The organism is Micromonospora sp. LH3U1, from assembly GCF_028475105.1.
Lineage (GTDB): Bacteria > Actinomycetota > Actinomycetes > Mycobacteriales > Micromonosporaceae > Micromonospora.
On record NZ_CP116936.1, the window covers coordinates 3,077,349 to 3,098,932 of the forward strand.

Here is a 21,584-nt window from a genome sequence, read left to right on the forward strand (position 1 = left end):
CGCAACGCTGTTGCTAAATTTTCTCGGTGATCGAGATGAGCAGAGGCCGACGGGTAGCGGCGTTGGTCGCACTGGCGCTGGGTGGCGTCGCCATCGGCCTGACCGAGTTCGTGGCGATGGGCCTGCTGCCCGACATCGCGCGCGGTCTCCTCCCGCAGGAGTACGCCCAGTCGTCGTCGGGCGCGGTTGCTCGGGCCGGGTGGATGATCACCGCCTACGCGCTCGGCGTGGTCGTGGGCGCGCCCCTCATCGCCGCGCTGAGTGCGCGCCTGCCCCGTAAGAAGCTCGTGCTCGGGCTGCTCGCGCTCTTCGCCGTCGGCACGGTCGCGTCCGCGATCGCCCCCACCTTCGACCTGGTTCTGGTGGCCCGGTTCGCGGCGGCGCTGCCGCACGGCGCGTACTTCGGAGCAGCCGGCCTGCTCGCGGCGACCCTGATGGGTCCCGGTAACGAGGCCCGCGGTTTCGCCACCGTGCTCAGCGGCCTGACCGTGAGCAACGTGGTCGGCGTACCCCTCATCACACGGCTCGGGCAGACGGCCGGCTGGCGCGTCGCGTACCTGGTGATCGCCGGCGTCTTCCTACTCACCCTGCTGGCGGTGCTCGCGGTCGTTCCGGAGGTCGCCGCGGCGGTCGACGGCTCGCCGGCCGCCGAGCTGAAGGCGCTGCGGACCCCGCAGGTCTGGCTTGTCGCCGCGACGGGCGCGGTCGGGTTTGCCGGGTTCTTCGCGGTCAACACCTATATCGCGCCGGTCACCACCGACGTCGCCGGCCTCTCGGCCACGATGGTGCCGTGGGCACTGGTCGCGGTGGGCCTCGGCATGACGGTCGGAAATGCCCTGGGCGGTTGGTTCGCGGACCGCGACCTGCAGCGGAGCATGGTCATCGGCTTCGTCGCGATGACCGTGAGCATTGCCGTCTTCAGCCTCGTCGCGTCGACCAGCGTCGGCTTGTTCGTGGGCGCGTTCCTGGTCGGCGCGACAAGTCTCTATCTCGGCCCGGTCCTGCAGGCACGCCTGATCACGGTCGCCCCCGGAGCACAGATGATGGGCGCGGCGCTCAACCAGTCCGCGATGAACATCGCGAACAGCCTGGGCGCGGCCCTGGGCAGCGTCGCCATCGCCGCCGGGCTCGGTTACCTCGCACCGGCCCGGGTGGGTATCGCCCTGGCGATCGTCGGGCTGGCCCTGGGGATGGTCAGCTTCGCCGTCGGGCGACGCACGCGTGAGCGGGTCCCGGCCACCGTCACGAGCTGAGATGGCCGGGCCGCCCACGGCAGGTGCTCAGAAGTCGTCGACGCTGACCGTCACCCGATGGGCGCTCGATCTCCAGTTGGGCACGTTGACCACGTCGTACCCGCCGCCGCGTTGACCCACGGTGATCCGCACGAGGCCGAGGTGCGCCGGTGTGGCCGGGATGAACAGGTCCATGCCGGTGATGAAGGTCTGGCTGAAGAACTCCGGCAACGGCGCGGTCAGATCAGTCACGCCGTCGCTTCCGTCGTCGAACGCGAAGATGGCGATCGTCCTCTTGACCCGGGGGGCGTTCGCCGCGTTCAGGACATCCCTGCCGTTGATCCAGAGGTTGTCGCCGGCGTCGCCCTGGTCGCCCCACCACTCCTTCTGGCGTTGGATCGTCAGCGCCGTGTGCCGGTCGCTGGTGTCGACCAGCGCGCCCAGACCCTCGCCCGGCACGCTGGTCGCCAGGCGTACGAACGAATCCGAGCGCAGGAACGGCTGGAAGTAGAAATGGTGCGTCGCGGCGCCGGAACGCACGATCGCGAACTCGTAGCGGGCCGTGGCGAGCACCGGAAAGGGCCCGAACGAGCCGTCGCCACTCAGGGGCACCCGATGCACGGGCCGGTGTGACAACCGACCGCCGGTCAGGGAACTGACCGGGTAGACCTCAAGAGTCGCGTCGGTGACGCCGACGTTGCTCGGGAAGAGCACCGCGCGACCGGAGACCCGGGCGGTGCCGAGGAGTTGAGGCACGATCCGCGTCGTGTGGGGCGCGCGACCCTGAAGAAAACGGAAGATCTCGCCGAACGACTCCGGCGACGACACGGTCTGGGTGTGGGACTGGTCGGTGAAGTGCACGTTGGTCGCGCCGACGATGGCGCGGGCCGGGTCGCCCTCACCCCAGATCGCGAGGGTGGGCACCCCGCCTGGCGGGGACGACGCGGTGCGTCCGTCCAGGTTGACGTAGTGCGCGACCCGGCCGGCGCGCGCCGGCGAGCTGGTGAGATAGCCCTGCATGACGAAGGTGCCCAGGGAATGCGCGAGCAGGTCGACCTTGTCCGTGCCGGTCGCCGCCAGCAGGCGGGAGATCCGTGCGTCGAGCCCCGCGTACACCTGAGGCAGGATTGCCGCGATGTTCGGTGAGTCGTACTCGTGGGCTTCGATGATGTCGATGGGGTAGCCGTTGCTGGCGAGACGTCTGGCCTGCGACTGGAACTGCGAGGCTGATCCGGCACTGCCGTGCACGAAGATCACTGGACGGTACGTCGGTGTGGCGGCCGCTTCGGCGGCGCGCGGAACGGGTGCGATGGACAGGCTGGCCGCGAGGGCGCCCCCGGCCACCACGGAGAGCAGTCTCCGGCGGAACGTGTGCATCGGTCCTCCACCTTGATGGACGAAGTATCTGCACTGCTAGCGCAAGTATCGTGTCAGGGTGAGGCTCAGCGGTCCACACCTCCCTGGCGATCTCGACGAATTCGGGGACCGGCGAGGATCAATGGTGCAGTGGCGCTGCGGTCAGTTGACCTCTTTGGCCAGCAGGTCGCCGACGGCGGCACGGACCGGGTCGGGGTTCGCCCAACTCCAGTTGGGGTGCGCGCGGTTGGTGAGCAGGGCGAGCACGAGTTTGCGGTTGGGGTCGACCAGGAGCGAGGGGCCGGCGAAGCCGGTGTGGCCGAAGGTCCGGGTGGAGGCCAGCCTGCCCATGAACCAGCTCTGGTTGAGGACGACCCCGAGGCCGTGGGCCGAGGTCCGGTTGGGCCGCTCGGGGTCGACGGCGGGCTTCCCGGCGTTGTGGTTGGTGAGCATCCGGCGCACGGTCGCCTCGGCGAGGATCCGCTTGCCCTTGTGGGTGCCCCCGTCGAGGAGCATCTGACCGATCGCCGCGAGCTCGCTGGCGGTCGCGAAGATGCCGGCGTGACCGGCGATGCCGCCGAGGTGGTTGGCGACGTCGTCGTGGACGGTGCCACGGAGCAGGCCCCGGGACGAGCGGGCGTCGGTGGCGACGAGGCGGCTGGACCTCGCGCCGGTGGACATCCAGGTCCTGGGGTTGAAGCCAGTGTCGCGCAGGCCGAGCGGGCCGGTGAGGTTGCTCCTGAGCGCCTGGTCGAGCCCCTGACCGGTGACCTTCTCGACGATCTTGCCGGCGACCATGAGCCCGACGCTGGAATAGCGGAACGTGTTCCCGGGAACGGCGCCGGAGACCAGCCCGGTGGTGAGTACGGCGTTCCAGCGGGCCGCGTTGTCGGGAAGGCCGGTGACCTTGGCGCCCACAGGAAGACCGCTGGTGTGGGTGAGCAGCATCTCGACGGTGATCCGCTCCTTGCCCGCTCCGGTGAAGGCCGGCAGGTAGTCGCGGACCGGCGCACCCAGGTCGACGTGCCCCTTGTCGACCTGCTGCAGCAGCAGGATGGCCGTGTACACCTTCGTGACCGAGGCGAGGTCGAAGATGGAGTCGGGGCGCATCGCGACACGCTGGCTCGCCGTGAGGAGCTTCGGGCCCGCGCCGTAGCGCAGCGCCTCCCCGACAGCGATGTGCACCGTCGTCTTCCCATCGACCAGGACGACAGCGACCGCGCCGGGGAAACCCTTGTGCTGAACGGTCTGCGGTGTCGCGGGCAGATGTCGCCGCAGCAGCGCGGTCACGTCCTGCGCGTAGGGGGCCTGACCGGCTGGCACGGCACCGCCGTTCCCGGGCGCAGTGGCGGTCGGTGCGCCGGACGGCGTCCTGATGTTTCCGGCCGAGCCGAATCCCACCCTGTTTCCGGCGGCGTCGGTCGCGGTCACCGCGTCGCCGGGACCGGCCAGACCGGAATCCGCCGCGCCGTTGTGACCGCATCCGGCGAGCGCGGAGGTGGCGGCGGCCAGGCCGACCCCGAGCAGAGTGCGACGCGCGACGGGCATGCCGGAGATCGTGACAGGCGGCATCGACGCGCGCCAACCGACCCACCCGCACGCCGGTCGTGTCCACCGCACCGTCCGGCAGGTGGTCACCTAGCGGACACGGTCGGTTGACGTTCGACGGGTTTGTGCGACGATCGGCGTGCGTCACTCCGAACGACCGCCCACCGGTCTGTCCGCGCCCCGTTCGCTGGCAGACCCGGGGAGGGCACCACCCCTCGCATCCCTTTGGAGAGCACGATGTCCCCCTCCCCGTCTCGGGTCTTCGCAGAGCTGAACGCGGTGCGACCCCCCGACGAGCACTCCCCGATGATGGGTACGGCCGTCGTGGTCGGCGGCAGTGTCGCCGGCCTGCTGGCGGCCCGGGTGCTGTCCGATTACGCCGACACCGTCGTCATCATCGACCGGGACGACCCGCAGCTGCCGGGCGCGCGGGCCGGCGTACCCCAGGGGACGCAGCTGCACGCGCTGCTGCCCGGCGGTCTCCTCCAGCTGGAGCGGCTGTTTCCGGAGTTCCGCGACCAGGCACTGGCTCACGGGGCGGTCGAGGCACCGCCCGCGTCCAGGCGCAACTACCTCGACGGCCGTCTGAAGGTCGTCGTCCCCGACGACGCCAACAGCCTGGCGGGCAGCCGGCCCCTCCTGGAGGGACTGATCCGCCAGCAGGTGCTCCGACTGCCCAACGTCAAGACGGTCACCGCCCGTGCCACCGGTCTCGTGTTCGACGGCACCGCGGTCACCGGGGTCCGCTGCGACGTCGGCGGGGTGCCCGGCGTCGAGAGCGCAGACCTCGTGGTGGACGCCATGGGGCGTTCGAGCAAACTGTCGGACTGGCTGGAACGGGCCGGCTGGGAGCGGCCGGTCACGCGGCGGATGACCGTGCACCTGAACTACGCGACCGCCCTGTTCCGACGCCCGGCGGTGACCCCGGCCCCGACGGTCGTCCTGGCCCTGCACACTCCGAAGATGGCGTCTGACGTGGCCGGCGCCGCATTCTTCGCCATCGAGGACGGTCGGTGGATGGCCATGATGGCCGGTTACGGCGACAACCGTCCGGGCCGCACCGGGGAGGACTTCGTCCGCCGCCTGCGGGAGCAGTTCCCACCGGAGTTCGGCGACGTCGCCGGCCAGGAGATGCTCGGCGACGTCCAGACCTACCACCATGCCGACAGCCGGCGGCGCGACTTCCACGCGCTTCGCCGGTTTCCGGCCGGGCTGGTCAGCGTCGGCGACGCCGTCGCGTCGTTCAACCCGGTGTATGGGCAGGGGATGACGGCGGCGGCCCTGCACGCGGCCTGCCTGTCGACGTACCTGCGGTCCGGCCCGGACCTGACCGTCCCCGCGCACCAGTACCTCGCACTGCAGAAGGTCGTGGTCGACGCCGCGTGGTCGATATCAACCTCTGCCGACCTGGCGCTGCCGCACGTCGACGGGCCCTACCCGCGCGGCCACCGGATCACCAGCTGGGCCAGTAGGCAGATCATCGCCGCGACCGTCACGGACGTGGCGACCGCGCGACGGTTCAACGAGGTCGTCTCCATGCAGGAGCATCCGCTCTCGCTGACCCGCCCCGGCGTGCTCCTCGGTGCCATGCGCGCCAACCGGCGCGCACGCTGACCGCCCTCGCGGCCCGCGCCGCGCGGCTAGCGGGGGAGCTTGCGCAGGATGTCGACGACGAAGCGGTGGTCGTCCAGCTGCGGTAGTCCGGAGACACCGACCCAGCCCACCACGCCGGTGCCGCGAACGCGCAGCGGCACCGCGCCACCGGCCGCCGCGTACCGCGAGGCCGGCAGACCGAACTTCTCCGTCAGCGTGACCTGCTTGTCCTGGCACAACCGGGCCATGTACAGCGACGAGTGCTCGAACCGCATCACCACCCGCCCCTTGCGGCGCAGCCAACCGTCGTTGTCCGCCGTCGACCCCGGCAGGCCACAGTGGAACAGCTGGCGTCCGGCCCGCCACACCCCCACCGACACCGGCAGCCGCTGCTCACTCGCGGCGGCGACGGCGAGCATTCCCAGCTCGTACGCGTCCGTCTCGGACAGGCCCGCCAGCTCCAGCTCGCTCTCCTCGCGCAGCAGCTCGTCCAACGTCGGCCACGGGTCACGGTCAGCTGACATGTTCGCTCTCCTCGTCGTACGGGGTGATCACCAGGCGCAGGGCGCGTAGTCCTTCAGGAAACAGCCGTACAGGTCCTCGCCCTGCTCGCCGCGGACGATCGGGTCGTACACCCGGGCCGCGCCGTCGACCAGGTCCAGCGGGGCGTGGAAACCCTCGTCCGCCAGCCGCATCTTCGTCGGGTGGGGACGTTCGTCGGTGATCCAGCCGGTGTCGACGCTGGTCATCAGGATGCCGTCGGTCAACATCTCCTCGGCGCTGGTGCGGGTCAGCATGTTCAGCGCGGCCTTGGCCATGTTGGTGTGCGGGTGCCCCGGCCCCTTGTAGCCGCGGCCGAACTGCCCCTCCATCGCCGACACGTTCACCACGTACTTGCGGCGGGCCCGCGCCGCGGCCATCGCCGGGCGCAGCCGGCTGACCAGAACGAACGGCGCGGTGACGTTGCACAGCTGCACTTCGAGCAGCTCGACCGGGTCGACCTCCTGCACCCGCTGGACCCAACTGTTGACCGAGTCGAGGTCCGGCACGAGCCCCCCGGCGTCGATGGCCGTGGACGCCGCGATCCGTTCCGGTGAGGCGGAGCCGCTGGTGAGTGCCAGCGCGGTGAGCGCGTGCGGGGTGAGCGCGGTCGACTGCGGGCCGGCGGTCAGACTGCCCACCGGGCCGCTCTGGCCGTCCGGCTTCGCGAACGTGATCAGCTCCGGCAGTGGTCCGTCCGGCAGGGCCGCGGCCTCCGCGGCGATGAGCTGCGCGTACGCCCCGGGGGAGCGGCGAACGGTCTGCGCCGCGTTGTTGATCAGGATGTCGAGGGGGCCCTGGCTGCTGACCGAGTCGGCGAGGGCGATCACCTGGGCGGGGTCGCGCAGGTCGATCCCGACGATGCGCAGGCGGTGCAGCCAGTCCCCGCTGTCGGGCATCGCGGCGAACCTGCGGACCGCGTCGTGCGGGAACCGCGTGGTCACCGTCGTGTGTGCGCCGTCGCGCAGCAGCCGCAGCGCGATGTACATGCCGATCTTGGCCCGGCCGCCGGTGAGCAGCGCGCGCCGGCCGGTCAGGTCGGTACGGGCGTCGCGGCGTTCCCGGTTGAGCGCGGCGCAGGACGGGCAGAGTTGGTGGTAGAAGGCGTCCACCTCGCGGTAGCGCTGCTTGCAGACGTAGCAGCCGCGCGGATTGTGCAGGAAGCCCGCCGTCTCACCGGCGGCGGAGGACGCGAGCGGGATGCCCTGGGTCTCGTCGTCGATCCGCCCGGGAGCGCCGGTGGCGGTGGCCTCCGTCACCGCGCGGTCGGCCGCGAGGAGAGCATCTCGCCGTTCCTCACGTCGCCGCTGCTTGATCACCTTGTAGAGCCGGGCGGTGGCTCGCTGCACCCGCACCACGTCGGGGTGGTCGGGGGGCAGGGCCTCCAGCGCCTCGAAGACGCTGAGGCAGGCCTCCAGCCGGCTTCGGTCAATGCCATCTTGACCGTTTTCGGTAATGTTGTCCACCGTCATGCGTCTCTGTCTCGTCCCGTATCCCGTGCCGGATCCAGCCGGCCCACCCCAAGTCCGACCCAAAACTGTACGCACCACGCGATCCGCCATGCACCCCGCGTGCTGCTCGGCTCCGTCAGCCATGGGCTACCGGCGGCCAGTCTGGGACCGGCGGTCGTCCGGGCCGTGCACGCGTGAGGGATGCTGGGTCCGTGCAGATCACCACCCTCGGTCCATTCGCCGTCGACGGCCAGCCCGTTCGGGGCGAACGGCTCGCGGCGGTGATCCGCGCGCTCGTCGACGCGCGTGGGCGGGCGGTCTCCACGAGCCTGCTCGTGGACGCCGTGTGGGACGGCGCGCCACCCGACGACGCGACTGGCGCCGTCCAGGCGCTCGTGTCCCGGGTGCGCCGTCTCGGGCTGCCCGTGGTCGCGGTGCCGGGCGGATACCGTCTGCCCGCCGAGGAGGTCACCGTCGACGCGGTCGAGGCGCGCGCGCTCATCGACCAGGCGCGGACCGTGCTCCGACGCGGTGACGTCCGTGCCGCCCGCAGCGTGGCCGATCAGGCGCGTGGGCTGTTCCCCGAGGTTCCGGAGCTGGTCACCGCCGAGGACACGCGCCTGTTCGCGGACGTCGCCGCCCTGCGCGCGCAGGCGGCACTCGCTGGCGCGGGCCCGTTCGACGAGGCCGACCTGAGCCGGCTCGTCGCGCGTACGCCGCCCGACGAGCCGTCCGCCGCCCTGCTCGTCCGGGTGCTCGCCGCCCAGGGGCGGGAGGCGGAGGCACTGGAGGTGGTCGAGCGACTCCGGGCCGAACTGGCCGACCGGTACGGCACCGACCCGTCGCCCGTGATCACACAGGTCCACCTGGCGCTGCTGCGCGGCGAGCTGACCACCCCGGTCGCCCAGGCGCCGCCCCGGCAGCCGACGCGGATCGCCCTGCCCACCGCCTGGCGCCGGCCGATGACCGCCCTCGTCGGCCGGGAGCGGGACGTCGAGACCGTGGGCGAGGCCCTCACCAGTGCGGCCCTGGTGACGATCGTGGCGACCGGTGGCGCGGGTAAGACCCGGCTCGCCGCCGAGGTGACGCGCCGCGCGGCGGCGTCCGGGCAGTCGGTACGCGTGATCGAACTCGCCGGCCTGCGCTCGCCCGACGAGGTGCTGCCCACGGTGCTCGCGGCGCTCGGGGGCGCGGACACCTCGGCAACCGGCGGCAACCTCGGCCTTGAGCGGCGGGTGCTCAGCCCCGAGGAGCGGCTACGCGCGGTCGCACCCGACCTCGACGGGTTGGTCGTGCTGGACAACTGCGAACACGTGCTCGACGCGGTAGCGACCGTCGTGGCGGACCTGGTCGCGGTGACCTCGCCGGAGGTCACGGTGCTCGCGACGAGCCGCGCCCCGCTGGGCCTGGCCGGCGAGCTGGTCCATCGGCTGACCGCGTTGCCGGACACCGACGCGCTCGCCCTGGTCGAGTCCCGGGCGAGGGCCGGAGGTGCGGTGCCGACCTGGGACACCGAGCGGGTGCTGGCGCTGTGTCACCGCCTCGACAACCTGCCACTGGCACTCGAGCTGGCCGCCGCGCGACTGCGGCACATGCCGATCGACGATGTCCTCGCCGGGCTGAGTGACCGGTTCGCTCTGCTCGACGACGCCCTGCGTGGCCTGCCGGAGCGGCACGCGAGCCTGTGGGCGATGGTCGACTGGAGCAGGGAACTGCTCACCGCGGGCGACCGTGAGTTACTCCAACGGGTCGCGGCCATCCCCGCGCCGTTCACCGCCGACCTCGCCGCTGCGGTCGCGCAGACCCCGGACGTACGGCGCGGCCTGGCGACGCTCGTCGAACAGTCCCTGTTGACCCTGGTCGAGGGGGACGGTCCGCCCCGCTACCGGATGCTCGAGACGGTCCGTGAGTACGGCGAAGCCCGGCTCGACGCGGCGGACGCCCGAGGGCCAGCGATGGCCGGCCTGGTCGGGTGGGCCCGGGAGCAGGCCGTCGCGCTCGCCGGCCGTTTCGTCGGCCCTGGCCAGGTCGAGGCGCTCCGCCGCTGCACCGCCGAGCAGGACAACCTGGTCGCGGGCCTGCGGTGGGCGCTAAGGGAGGACGACGAGCCCGCCTCGGTCGACGTCGCCACCGCGCTGTTCCACCTCTGGTCGGTGCGTGGCCTGCACCTTGAGGTCCTCGCGTGGGCGCGCGGGCTGCTGAACGTCGACGACCCGGAGCGACGCCTGCGGTCGGCGATCCTGCGGGGCAGGGCCAGCGGCCGGCCGCTGCCCAACGCCGACCGTCTCGCCTGGACGTGCGTGGTGATCAGCGTGAACGCCGGCATCAGCGCCGATCTGCGGCCCGCCGTGCTCGCCCGGCGGGCCCTGCGGACGCTCCAGGCCGAACGGCCCGCCGAGGTGTCGCCCCGGCTGACCGCACTCGCGTCGGCGTTCCCCGGCTTCGACGCGTCCGATCTGGAGCAGAGCATGAAGAGCGCGACCGAGATGATCGCGCACCCGGACCCGTACGTGCAGGGCCTCGGGCTGTTCGCGCGCGCGGCGGTACGGGAGAACAGCGGCCTGCCGGAAGCGTCGATCAGTGACGCCGAGCAGGCGTACCACCGCTTCGAGGTTGCCGGTGACCACTGGGGCATGGCGATGGCGGCGGGTGCCGTCGGGCAGTTCCTGATCCCGGGCGGGGAAGCCCGGTCGGCCGAGTGGCTGAAGCGCAGCGTTCAGCACATGGAACTGGTCGGCGCCGCGCAGGACGCGCGGTCGATCCGGGTCCGGCTGGACGTGCAGCTCGCCCTCACCGGCGATGCCGATGCGGAGCGGCGACTGAGTGAGACGGCCACACTGGGCCAGGCCGAGCATACGGACGCCGCACAGGCGCTTCTCGGCCTGGCGCACCTCGCCTGGCAGCGCGAGCGCTACGACGAGGTGCTCGCCCACGCCGACGAGGTGACTCGCATCCTCGCCGGGTGGGCCGGGCCGCCGCCGCAGCCGCGCGTGATGCTCAGGGCCGCGGTGGCGGTCCTCTACCTGCGGGTGGCCCAGGAGCGGCGGGTGTCGGGGAACGACGCCGCCGTCCAGGCGGCCACGATGCTGTCGCTCGCCCGCGACGATGCGCTGACCTCGAAGGACCTGCCGGTGATCGGGGCGTGGGCGTCGGGCGGCGCGGAACTCGCGGCGTACCGGGATGACGTCAGCACCGCCCGCGAACTGGCCGCACTCTCGAAGCGGATCGGCACCCACATCGAGATGTTCTTCCCCACCGGGACCGGCGAACGGCTCAGCGCCGTCCTCGGGGACGAGGAGCAGCGTGAGCCGTTGCTGGCCGCGTGGCGCGAGCGGCCGCCCGCCGTGGCCGTCACCCGGATCCGCGAGCTGATGGACGACCTGCTCGCCTGACTCAGATCCTCTTGCGGTACGCGCGAAGCGCCAGCGGCATGAACACCGCCACGAAACCGGCGCACCAGGCGAGCGTCCACCACACGTGTGAGCCGAGCGGTGTGCCGAGGAACAGTCCGCGCACCGACGCCACCAGGTGGGTCATCGGATTGACGTCGACGAAGGCCTGCATCCAACCCGGCAGGGTGTCGGCGCCGACGAACACGTTCGACGCGAAGCTCAGCGGCATGATCAGCGCGAACATCAGGCCCTGCACCGCACCCGGGGTACGGACCTTCATCGATACGAGCACCGGCAGCCAGCTGAGGCACAGCGCGAACAGCACCGCGAGCAGACACCCGGCGATCGCCCGGAGTGGGTCGGTGTCGATCCGGAAGCCCATCAGGTAGCCGATCGCGAGGGTCGAGACCGTGACGATCACGTACCGGACGACGTCGCCGAGGACCGCGCCGACAAGTGGTGCGGAGCGGGGGATCGGCAGTGACCGGAACCGGTCGAAGATGCCCTTGGAGATGTCGGTGTTGAGGTTCACGCCGATCGCGATGGAGCCGGTGGCGATGGTCTGCGCCAGGATGCCGGGCAGCAGGAACTGCAGGTAGTCGTGGGTCGATCCGGCGACCGCGCCGCCGAAGATGTACACGAAGATGATGAGGAACAGCACTGGTTGCAACGTGACGTCGATGAGCGCCTCGGGCGTACGCCAGGTCTTGATGAGGCTGCGCTTGGCGAGCGCCAACGAGTGCCGGACCAGCCGGAACGGCCGTGGGTTCGGGGCGGTTGTGGAGAGCACAGGGCTCGTCGTGGGGTCTGTGCGGACGAGGGTGCTCATGCGGCGACCTCCTTGAGGCTGGTGGTGTCGTCCTCAGATGCGGTCCGCCCGGTGAGGGTGAAGAACACCTCGTCGAGGCTCGGCAGGTGCAGGGAGAGTTCGGTGACCGCGATGCCGGCGGTGGCGAACCGCGCGACGCTTTCGGTCAGGGCCGCGTCGTCGGTGACCGGGACCGCGAGCACGCCCTTGCGGATCTCGTCGGCCTGCGCGCCGGAGCCGACCTGGGTCAGGATCGCCGCGGTCCGGGGCAGCTGCGCCGGGTCGGACGGCCGGACCTCGAGGGTCTGCCCGCCGACCACCCGCTTGAGCCCTTCGGGTGTGTCGTGCGCGATGACCCGGCCGTGGTCGATCACCGTGATCGCGTCGGCGAGGGCGTCGGCCTCCTCCAGGTACTGCGTGGTGAGCAGCACCGTGGAGCCGTTGCTGACCAGCGAGCGGACCACGTCCCACATGTCCTCGCGTTTGGCCGGGTCGAGTCCGGTCGTCGGCTCGTCCAGGAAGATCACGTCGGGGGAGCCGACGAGGCTGGCGGCCAGGTCCAGTCGTCGCCGCATGCCGCCGGAGTAGGTCTTGGCCTGTCGGTTCGCGGCGTCGGTCAGGTCGAACCAGTCGAGTAGTTCGGCCGCGCGTCGCCGGGCGCCGGTGCGCCCCAGCTCCAGCAGGGTGCCGAACAGCTCCAGGTTCTGTCGCCCGGTCAGGTCCTCGTCGACCGAGGCGTACTGGCCGGTGAGCCCGATGCTCTGACGAACGCGCTCGGCGTCACGTACCACGTCGAAGCCGCTGATCCGGGCGGTGCCGCCGTCCGGGGTCAGGAGGGTGGAGAGGATGCGTACGGCGGTGGTCTTGCCGGCGCCATTGGGGCCGAGCACGCCGAGCACCGTCCCCCGGGGCACGGCGAGGTCCACGCCCTGCAGCGCCCTCGTCTTCCCGAAGTTCTTGACGAGGCCCGCGGCCTCGATCACCAGGTCAGCTGTCATGCCCAACAGCGTGCGCGGGCCGGCCGACACCGCTCCGACACGTCACCGACACGGGCACCGACACGCGGCCGAGCCCGTGCGACCTCGCGGTGGACGGCCGCTGGCCGCAGCTCGGCGCGCCGGGGGTGTACGAGGTGGCACGGCAGCGACGAGAATGCCGACCAACGTGAATGTCCCTCGGGCAGCGGCGCCCGGGGGCGACGGGGGGAGGACGCGGTGACAGTATCAACACGCCTCGGCGCGGCGGGGGTGGTCCTGGGCCTGATCCTGGCGGGCCTGAGCGGGCCCCCGGCCGGCGCGCACCAGCGCGACCGGGGCTACTCGGCCGAGATCCGACGCGCGTCGTACGGCGTCCCGCACATCACCGCCACGAGCTACGCCAACCTCGGCTTCGGGGTCGGGTACGTTCAGGCGGAGGACAACCTGTGCGTCATCGCGGAGAAGGCGGTGACGGTCAGCGGCGAGCGCTCCCGCTACTTCGGCGCGACCGGCCCGACCGACGCGAACGTGCGCAGCGACCTGTTCTTCCGCAAGATCATCGAGGATCGGACGGTGGAGCGGCTGCTCGACGGTCGCCGCGACGGCGTGCACTCCCCGTCCAACGACGTCCGTGACCAGATTCGCGGCTTCGTCGCCGGCTACAACTCCTACCTACGCCGCACCGGCGCGGCGAGGCTCACCGACCCGGCGTGCCGGGCCAAGCCGTGGGTACGCCCGCTGACCGAACTGGACGTCTGGCGTACCACCTGGGACAGCATGGTCCGGGCCGGCTCAGGGGCGCTGCTCGACGGGATCGTCGCCGCCGCCCCGCCCACCGCCACCGGCCCGGCGGCCGTCCAGGACGCGCCCGGTGCGGCCGCCGTGCTCGCGTCGGTCGACGGCGCACCCGCCGGGGTGGGCAGCAACGCGTACGGGCTGGGCGAGGCGGCGACCGCCAACCGGGGCGGCATGGTGCTGGCCAATCCGCACTTCCCGTGGGAGGGCGCGGAACGCTTCTATCGCATGCACCTCAAGGTGCCCGGCCGCTACGACGTCGAGGGCGCCGCGTTGATCGGCGACCCGATCATCGAGATCGGGCACAACCGCACCCTCGCCTGGAGCCACACCGTCTCCACCGCTCGCCGGTTCGTCTGGCACCGCCTCGCGCTGGTCCCCGGCGACCCCACCTCCTACTACCTGGACGGTCAACCACGGAAGATGACCATCCGCACCGTCACGGTGCAGGTGCCCGGCCCGAACGGCGGCACGGTGCCGGTCAGCCGGACCTTCCACGACACCCACTTCGGGCCGGTCGTGGTGGTGCCCGGCAGCTTCGACTGGACCGCCGCCACCGCGTACGCCATCACCGACATCAACGCGACCAACAACCGGGCCTTCGACGGCTGGCTGCAGATGGGCCGCGCCGAGACGGTCCGGGACCTCAAGCGCGTACTCGACCGTTACCAGTTCCTGCCCTGGGTCAACGTGATCGCCGCCGACGCCCGTGGCGAGGCGCTCTACGCCGACCATTCGGTCGTGCCCCGGGTGACCGACGCCCTCGCCGCCGCCTGCATTCCGGCACCGTTCCAGCCGCTCTACGCCAGCAGCGGCCAGGCCGTCCTGGACGGCTCCCGGTCGGCCTGCGCGCTCGGCGCCGACCCGGACGCCGCCGTGCCCGGCATCCTCGGCCCCGCGAACCTGCCCGTCCGCTTCCGCACCGACTACGTCACCAACTCCAACGACAGCTTCTGGCTCGCCAACCCCGAGGCCCCGTTGGAGGGCTACGCGCGGATCATCGGCGACGAACGCACCCCCCGCAGCCTGCGTACCCGTCTCGGCCTCGACCAGGTGCAGCAGCGCCTCGACGGCACCGACGGGCTGCCCGGCCGCGGGTTTACCACCGACCGTCTGTGGCGGACCGTCTTCGGCAACCGGGTGTACGGCGGCGAACTGGTCCGCGACGACCTGGTGGCGCTCTGCACCGCCCAGCCGACCGGCACCGCCTCGAACGGCGCGACGGTCGACCTGCGCGCCGCCTGCACGACACTGGCCCGCTGGGATCTGCACGCCGACCTGGACAGCCGCGGCGCACACCTGTTCACCGAGTTCGCCCTGGCCAACGGGCTGCGCTTCGCGGAGCCCTTCGCCGTCAGCGACCCGGTGCACACGCCACACCGGCTCGACACCGCCAACCCGGGCGTACGTACCGCGCTCGCCGACGCCGTACAGCGGCTCGCTGGCATCCCGCTCGACGCGCGTCTCGGCGACGTCCAGACCGAGCAGCGCGGCGACCGGCGTATTCCGATCCACGGCGGGCGCGCCGAGGCCGGCATCTTCAACATGATCGTCAACAACCGGGTGCCCGGCGTCGGCTACCCGAAGGTGGTGCACGGCTCGTCGTTCGTGATGGCCGTGGAGTTGGGCCCGCACGGGCCGTCCGGGCGCCAGATCCTCACCTACTCTCAGTCGACCAACCCGAACTCACCCTGGTACGGCGACCAGACCGCGCTCTACTCGGGCAAGGGTTGGGACACGATCAAGTACACCGAGGCGCAGATCAAGGCGGACCCGAACCTGCGCACCTATCGGGTGGTGGAGGGCCGCCACCACTGACCGCGAGCACGCGGCGGCCGGGCTTCCTGGCGGGGAGCCCGGCCGGTGCGGTCCGCGCGTCCGTAGAGCTGTCCGGCTCAGCAGGGGTGCTGCGGCGGGAGAGGTACGGTACGGCGCGCGACCGCTCTCCGCGCGGTGGTCCACCTGGCATTTCAGCCTGGTAGGCGGCCCCGCGTGGAGACGAAGTGGTACGACATGACGGCGAACCCGGGGTCGCGGAGCAGCCGCCGGAAGGCGTTCAGTTGGTTGGGCGACAGCCCCGCGGCGAGCAGGCCCGGCTCCAACTGGCGGGAGTTCGTCTCGTAGAGCGACGATCCGGTCGAACCACCGGCCCAACTCTGCGAGTGGGTGATGGTGTCCAGGTCGGTCAGGCCGGCGAGGGCCATCTCGGTGTGGACGTCCTGCGCCCACCCGAGGTCGGCTCCGTGGTCCTCCAGGACACCCATCATGGCGTCCATGACCAGCGCGAAGAGCTTCGCGGCGTCGTCGGTTGGTGCGGTCAGTACGCGCGGTGTCGCGGTGCAGTCGAACTCCTCGACCACCAGCCACCCGCCGGGAGCCAGCGCGCCGGTGAGCGTGCGGAGGACCCGTCGTCGATCGGGGAGGTGCAGCAACACGAGCCGGGCGTGGATCAGGTCGAACGCGTCTCCGGGTGGCGGTTCGGTGCGGACGTCGTGCCGGCGTACGTGCAGGTTGCCCTCCGCCACGAGGTGCGTGGGGTCGATGTCCGTGGCCAGCACATGACCGTCGTCGCCGATCGCGCGGGCGATCCGCCGGGCCATCGAGCCGCCACCCGCGCCGAGCTCCCAGCAGGTCGCCCCCGGTTGCAGCACCGGGCGGGCCAGGCGGCGCGTCGTGATCGGGTCCAGGAAGGACTCCAGCGCGTGCATCTGGGGAACGGCGTCGGGAGCACCATTGTCAAACGTGTACGCGTCATCGCTCATAGCGGTATCCATCGATGTCGCACCTCTCCAGGTGGGTCGGGTGACTACGGGGTGTCGGCCCAGAGCCGAGGCAGTGGTCGGCTGGCCGGGGGCGGCGGGACGGCGGCGACGCTCAACATCGCCGCCAGTGGGGCCGGATCGATGCGCGCCTCGGCCGTCGGTCGGTCGTAGACCACCCGGCCGTACTCCAGCACCGCCACCCGGTCCGCGATCTCGATCGCATGTTGGAGCTGCTGCTCCACGAGGAGCACGGTCAAGCCGTCGGCGGCGAGGCCACTGACGATCTCGCGAACCCGCGCCGCCAGGTCGGGCGAGAGGCCCTCACATGGTTCGTCGAGCAGCAGCACCCGTGGTTGGCCGAGGAGCGCACGGGCTATCGCCAGCATCTGCTGCTCGCCGCCGGACAGCTCGCAACCGCGGTGTCGCAACCGCGCCGCCAACCTCGGCAGCAGTTCGAGGGTCCGAGCCACCGTCCAGCCCTCACCACCGGGGGTGGGAGCCCGCCACGGCGCGGCCGCCAGGACCAGATGCTCGGCCACGGTCAACCGGGAGAAGACCCGCCGGCCCTGCGGGACGAGACCGACACCGGACTGGGCGATGCGATGTGGTTGCCGGCCGGCCACGTGCACGCCGCCAATCTCGATGCGGCCGCTGGAGGCTCGCACCAGCCCGGCGATCGTGTGCACCAGCGTGCTCTTGCCCGCCCCATTGCGACCCACGACGGCCTGGATGCTGCCGGGGCGCACCCGCAGGCTGACCTCGTGCAGCACGATCCCACCGGCGTAGCCGGCGCACAGGCGATCCACACACAGCATCAGGCCACCCCGTCGGCGTAGGCCTGCCGCACCAGCGGCGAGGTACGGATCTGGTCCGGCGTACCGGCGGCCAACGTCTGACCGTCGCGGAGCACGGTCACCGTGTCGGAGAGGGCGTACACCAGGTCCAGTCGATGTTCGACGAGTAACACGGCGACCGCCCTGGGCAGCGCCCGGAGCAACTCGACCAGCCGGCCGACCTCGATGGCGGACAGCCCGGCCGCCGGTTCGTCGAGCAGCAGCAGGCGGGGGCGACCGGCAAGGGCCATCGCGATCTCCAGCTGGCGTCGTTGGCCGTGTGCGAGGTGCCCGGCGGGCACCGCCGCGACGTCGGCGAGGCCCATCTGGTCCAGCAGCGGACCGGCCCGGTGTTGCGCGGTGCGTCGGCGTCCGCCCGGCCACCACCGCCGACGTGGGATGACCCGGGGCAGCGCGGCCACCACGATGTTCTCGGTCGCGGTGAGCGTCGAAAAGACCGCGGGTCGTTGGTGTATGCGGTTGATGCCCCGTCGGGCCCGTGCCGCCGGAGCGAGCCGATCGATGTCCCGTCCTTCGAACCGCACCGTGCCGCGCTGCGGCTTCGTGGACCCGCCGATCACATTGAGCAGGGTCGTCTTGCCGGCCCCGTTGGGGCCGATCAGGGCGTGCCGCTGGCCGTCGTGGATGCAGAGGTCCACACCGGCGAGCGCGGCGAGCGAGCCGTACCGCACGCTGACATCCTGGGCGCTCAGCAGCGGGTTCACGCGCGTAGCTCCGGAACCGTGGCGTGGTCACGGGCGGCTGGGGCGACCGGCTGGCCCGGCGGGGCGCTCGGCGGGGCGCTCGGACGGCGCAATCTGCCCCGTGCCCGGTTGACTCCGGTCGGCAGCAGATAGACCGTCGCCACGAACAGCGCGCCCAGCACCAGCGGCGCGTGGCCGGGCAGCACCCCGAACAGCCAGTCCCGGACGGCGATGACCAGCGCCGCGCCCACCAGGGCGCCGCCGACCGAGGCGGTGCCACCGATGACGACACCGAGCAGCAGCAGGGCGGACGTGTCGAAGCCGAAATCGGCGGGGGAGATGTACTGCTGGGCGACGACCAGTAGCGAGCCGGCGGCGCCGGCTATCGCCCCGGCGGCGATGTGCGCGCCGGACACGTGCAGCGGCACCCGGTGACCACTGGCGTGCAGCCGCGTCTCGTCGTCCCGGCCGGCACGCAGGAGCAGCCCGGCCCGGGTACGCAGCAGCAACAGCACCGCGCCGACCAGCGTGGCCACGACGACCAGGGTGTAGAGATAACGCGCCTGGTCGCTGGCCAGGACCGGCAGCCCCCAGAACGGGCGGACCGGGGCGATGCCGGCCAGCCCGTCCGTGCCACCGGTCACCGACCGCCAGCGGCCGAGAACGGTCACGACGAGTTCGCCGACGGCCAGGGTGATCATCAGAACGATCACCCCGCGGGCGTGGACGACGAGCGGCACGGTCAACGCGGCCAACACCGCCCCCGCGCCCGCCGCGACGGCGAGCTGCACGACGCCGACGTCGGAGATCCGGCTCCCCAGCACGGCACAGCCGTAGGCGCCGGCCGCGTACGGTGCGGTCTGGCCGAGGGTGGGCATGCCGGCGACGCCGGTGAGCAGCGCCACGCTCACCCCGACCAGGGCCAGCGCCAACGTCCGGGCGAGGATCGCCGTGGTGTAGTCGTCGACCACCCACGGCGCGACGACCAGGCCGGCCAGGACGAGTGCCGCGACCACGCCGCGACCCCGCCGGATCACCTCGTCCCTCATGTCGCACCCCACCTGGTGGCCAGGCCACGGGCCCGCACGGCCAGCACGGCCGCCATGGCGGCGAACAGCAGGAACGGCGCGGCGGACGGCAGCAGCGCCACCCCCAGCGTCTGGATCTCGCCGATCGCGAGTGCGGCGAGCAGGGTGCCGGCCATGGACCCGAGGCCACCGAGGACGACGACCACCAGGGACAGCAACAGCACGGTGTCGGCGGTGTCCGTGCCGGGACCGATGATGGGCGCTCCCAGGACCCCGGCCGCGCCGGCCAGCGCACCGGCGGCGGCGAGCACACCGGCCCGGATCCGCGCGGGACTCACGCCCAGACACGCGACCATCTCCGCGTCGTCCACGGCAGCCCGGACCAGCATCCCGGCCCTGGTGCGCCGCACCACGAGGTAGAGCGCGACGGCGATCGCCGCCGCGACGACGATGAAGACCAGCCGGTACGCGGCATAGCGGTGGCCGGCGACCACCACCGAACCGTCCAGGGCGGCGGGCACCTGGACCCGAGGGTCGTCGGGCCCGAAACCGGCGACGAGCAGGCTGCCGCCGGCCAGTGCCACCCCGAACGTGAGCAGCGCCTGGGTCAGATGACTGCCGGTGGCGACCGGCGTGAGGAGGCCGGCCAGCAGCACACCCGCCGCGGCGGCGGCCAGCACACCCACCGCAAGCGCCAACGCCAGACTCGCCCAGCCGCCGTCGAGCAGCGCTGCGGCGGTGTACCCGCCGATCGCGTAGAGCAGGCCGTGCGCCAGGTTGAGGATGTTGGCGACGCCGAAACAGAAGACCAGGCCCGACGCGGCGACGAAGACGAGCAGCCCGTAGGCGACGCCGTCCAACGCCGGGATCAGGTACGGGTCGATCCGGTTCGTGCCGGCCGCCACCGCGATCATCGGCCGACGGTCGCGAGGTCACCCACGACGGTGTTGGACAGCGCCCGGCCGTCCTGGCGGACCTGCCGCAGGTACCACTTCTGCACGGGGGAGTGCGTGGTGGTGGAGAACTGCCAGGTGCCGCGCGGGCTGGCGATCTGGCCGAGCTGACCGATGGCCGCGTTGATGGCCTCCGGGGTCGGGTCGCTCCCGGCGGCGCCGATCGCCCGGTCCAACACCGCCGCCGCGTCGTACGAGGCGAGCGCGTACGTGGTCGGGGAACCGTCGTGCTTGGCCTTCCACGCCGCCACGAAGGCGCGGTTCTCCGCGTTGTCGAGGTCGGGCGAGTAGTTGAGCACCGAGTAGATGTCCCGGGCGGCCTCGCCCTGGGCGTTGAGCACGCCGCCCTCGGTGAGGAACCCGGCCGCGTACAGCGGGACGTCCTTGATCTCGGACTGCGCGTACTGCTTGACGAAGTCGACGGCAGCGCTGCCGGCGTAGAAGGTGTAGACGGCAGCCGCGCCCGACGCCTTGATCCGGGCGAAGTACGGGGTGAAGTTGGTGGTGGTCGGGAACGGCGTGAAGGTGGTCTTGCCGTCGCTGTTGGCGAGCTTCCCGCCGATCTTCCCGAACGCGTCGGTGAAGCCGCGCAGCTCGTCCCAACCGCCCTGGTAGTCCGGGCCGATCGCGTACACCGAGCCCTGCACGTTGTCGCGGACGTGCTGGGCGATCGCCTCCCCGGGCTCGTCCGAGAGGTACGAGGTGTGCCAGACCCGGGAGACGTCCTTGAGCTCGGGTCGGCCGTTGGAGCCGACGAGTGGCACCTTGGTCTCGTTGAGCAGGGGGGTGACCCCGGCGACCGACCCGCCACCGACGATGCCGGTGAGTGCGGACACCCGGTCCTGCTTGAGCAGTTTGGTCGCCGCCGGCACGGCGGTCTGGGCGCCGTTGCCCTCGTCCGCGACGACGAGGTCGACCTGTCGACCGCCGAGCTTGCCGTCGTGGGTGTCCAGGTAGAGCTGGAAGCCGTCGCGGATCTCCGTGCCGACGGCCTGGTACGTGCCGGACAGCGATGCGAGCAGGCCGATCTTTATCGAGCCGCCGGCGCTCGTGCCGGGCCCGTCGTCGCCGCAGGCAGTGCTGACGCCCAGCACGAGCGCGAGCAGTGTCGCGGTGAGGGCATGGCTGCGCCGAGGGGTGGTGAGAGGCATGTGTTTCTCCAGAGGAAGGGTGGGGTTCCCGGCGTGGGGGCGCCGGGGTTTGTCAGCGGCTGCGGGCGAGTGCCGCTCGGGCCGCAGGGGTCAGGGCGTCCCCGATGCGGTTGGCCAGCTCGGTCATCTCGTAGGAGACCTTGCCCACGTCACACTCGGGTGCGGCGAGCACCAGCAGCGAGGCGCCGTCGTTGAAGGCCATCGAGAACATGAATCCGCCCTCGAGCTGCGTGACGTTGGAGATCACGGCGCCGGCGTCGAAGAAGGCCGCGGCGCCGCGCAGCAGGCTGACGAGCCCGCTGCCCGTCGCGGCCAACTGGTCGGCCCGGTCCGGCGGCAGGTCGCGGGTGGCGGCCACCATCAGGCCGTCGCTGGAGATGGCGATCGCATGGCTGACCTCGGTCGCGCGCGCGGCGAAGCTGTCCAGCAGCCAGCCGAGATCCTGTTGGTCACTCACGTGC

Annotated in this window: 17 protein-coding genes; 4 read left to right on the plus strand and 13 right to left on the minus strand. The window is 71.9% G+C overall.

The window, feature by feature from the left end; translation table 11 throughout:
* Positions 1 to 35 precede the first annotated feature (35 nt).
* Complete coding sequence (locus PCA76_RS13850; protein ID WP_336298062.1) at positions 36 to 1,253, plus strand: MFS transporter; 1,218 nt, start codon at positions 36 to 38, stop codon at positions 1,251 to 1,253.
* Between the two features lie 27 nt (positions 1,254 to 1,280).
* Here PCA76_RS13850 and PCA76_RS13855 read toward each other — a convergent pair whose 3' ends face one another.
* Both PCA76_RS13855 and PCA76_RS13860 read right to left on the minus strand, forming a co-directional pair.
* Positions 1,281 to 2,609, minus strand: coding sequence for an alpha/beta hydrolase (locus tag PCA76_RS13855; protein ID WP_272618249.1), 1,329 nt, complete (start codon positions 2,607 to 2,609; stop codon positions 1,281 to 1,283).
* A gap of 141 nt (positions 2,610 to 2,750) precedes the next feature.
* Positions 2,751 to 4,136 (minus strand): serine hydrolase domain-containing protein, encoded by a 1,386-nt coding sequence (locus PCA76_RS13860; protein ID WP_272618251.1) that lies wholly within the window; start codon positions 4,134 to 4,136, stop codon positions 2,751 to 2,753.
* Between the two features lie 237 nt (positions 4,137 to 4,373).
* Between PCA76_RS13860 and PCA76_RS13865 the strand changes: the two genes are divergently transcribed.
* A complete protein-coding gene (locus PCA76_RS13865) occupies positions 4,374 to 5,750 on the plus strand; it encodes an FAD-dependent oxidoreductase (RefSeq protein WP_272618253.1) in 1,377 nt (458 codons plus the stop codon).
* Between the two features lie 26 nt (positions 5,751 to 5,776).
* On the opposite strand, the gene PCA76_RS13870 is transcribed toward PCA76_RS13865, so the two are convergent.
* Together PCA76_RS13870 and PCA76_RS13875 are read right to left on the minus strand one after the other, a co-directional pair.
* Positions 5,777 to 6,253, minus strand: a complete 477-nt coding sequence (locus tag PCA76_RS13870; RefSeq protein WP_272618255.1) for a heme-degrading domain-containing protein — start codon at positions 6,251 to 6,253, stop codon at positions 5,777 to 5,779.
* A 27-nt stretch (positions 6,254 to 6,280) separates the two neighbouring features.
* Entirely contained in the window at positions 6,281 to 7,741 is a 1,461-nt protein-coding gene (locus tag PCA76_RS13875; RefSeq protein WP_272618257.1) for an SDR family NAD(P)-dependent oxidoreductase, read from the minus strand.
* A gap of 191 nt (positions 7,742 to 7,932) precedes the next feature.
* Here PCA76_RS13875 and PCA76_RS13880 point away from each other — a divergent pair, with 191 nt between their 5' ends.
* Positions 7,933 to 11,112 (plus strand): BTAD domain-containing putative transcriptional regulator, encoded by a 3,180-nt coding sequence (locus tag PCA76_RS13880; RefSeq protein WP_272618259.1) that lies wholly within the window; start codon positions 7,933 to 7,935, stop codon positions 11,110 to 11,112.
* Between the two features lies 1 nt (position 11,113).
* Here PCA76_RS13880 and PCA76_RS13885 read toward each other — a convergent pair whose 3' ends face one another.
* Positions 11,114 to 11,941: an ABC transporter permease gene (locus PCA76_RS13885; protein ID WP_272618261.1), complete on the minus strand. Its 828-nt coding sequence runs from the start codon at positions 11,939 to 11,941 to the stop codon at positions 11,114 to 11,116.
* Positions 11,938 to 12,918 (minus strand): ATP-binding cassette domain-containing protein, encoded by a 981-nt coding sequence (locus tag PCA76_RS13890; RefSeq protein WP_272618263.1) that lies wholly within the window; start codon positions 12,916 to 12,918, stop codon positions 11,938 to 11,940. Before PCA76_RS13890 ends, PCA76_RS13885 begins: the two co-directional genes overlap by 4 nt.
* A 216-nt stretch (positions 12,919 to 13,134) precedes the next feature.
* Here PCA76_RS13890 and PCA76_RS13895 point away from each other — a divergent pair, with 216 nt between their 5' ends.
* Positions 13,135 to 15,510, plus strand: coding sequence for an acylase (locus PCA76_RS13895; protein ID WP_272618265.1), 2,376 nt, complete (start codon positions 13,135 to 13,137; stop codon positions 15,508 to 15,510).
* 152 nt (positions 15,511 to 15,662) lie between these two features.
* On the opposite strand, the gene PCA76_RS13900 is transcribed toward PCA76_RS13895, so the two are convergent.
* Genes PCA76_RS13900 through PCA76_RS13930 form a run of 7 tightly spaced genes read right to left on the minus strand, consistent with a single transcriptional unit; the run spans position 15,663 to position 21,580 of the window.
* A complete protein-coding gene (locus tag PCA76_RS13900) occupies positions 15,663 to 16,454 on the minus strand; it encodes a class I SAM-dependent methyltransferase (protein ID WP_272618267.1) in 792 nt (263 codons plus the stop codon).
* 44 nt (positions 16,455 to 16,498) lie between these two features.
* Positions 16,499 to 17,269, minus strand: a complete 771-nt coding sequence (locus PCA76_RS13905) for an ABC transporter ATP-binding protein (protein ID WP_272618269.1) — start codon at positions 17,267 to 17,269, stop codon at positions 16,499 to 16,501.
* On the minus strand, positions 17,269 to 18,012 hold the full coding sequence (locus PCA76_RS13910) for an ABC transporter ATP-binding protein (protein WP_272618271.1): 744 nt from the start codon (positions 18,010 to 18,012) through the stop codon (positions 17,269 to 17,271). The genes PCA76_RS13905 and PCA76_RS13910 overlap by 1 nt, the downstream gene beginning before the upstream one ends.
* Entirely contained in the window at positions 18,009 to 19,040 is a 1,032-nt protein-coding gene (locus PCA76_RS13915; protein ID WP_272618273.1) for a branched-chain amino acid ABC transporter permease, read from the minus strand. Before PCA76_RS13915 ends, PCA76_RS13910 begins: the two co-directional genes overlap by 4 nt.
* On the minus strand, positions 19,037 to 19,933 hold the full coding sequence (locus tag PCA76_RS13920) for a branched-chain amino acid ABC transporter permease (RefSeq protein WP_272618275.1): 897 nt from the start codon (positions 19,931 to 19,933) through the stop codon (positions 19,037 to 19,039). The genes PCA76_RS13915 and PCA76_RS13920 overlap by 4 nt, the downstream gene beginning before the upstream one ends.
* A complete protein-coding gene (locus PCA76_RS13925; protein ID WP_272618277.1) occupies positions 19,930 to 21,123 on the minus strand; it encodes an ABC transporter substrate-binding protein in 1,194 nt (397 codons plus the stop codon). The genes PCA76_RS13920 and PCA76_RS13925 overlap by 4 nt, the downstream gene beginning before the upstream one ends.
* A gap of 52 nt (positions 21,124 to 21,175) precedes the next feature.
* Positions 21,176 to 21,580 carry a roadblock/LC7 domain-containing protein gene (locus tag PCA76_RS13930; protein ID WP_203174378.1) on the minus strand — a complete coding sequence of 135 codons (405 nt, stop codon included), beginning with the start codon at positions 21,578 to 21,580 and terminating at the stop codon, positions 21,176 to 21,178.
* Between the last annotated feature and the right edge of the window lie 4 nt (positions 21,581 to 21,584).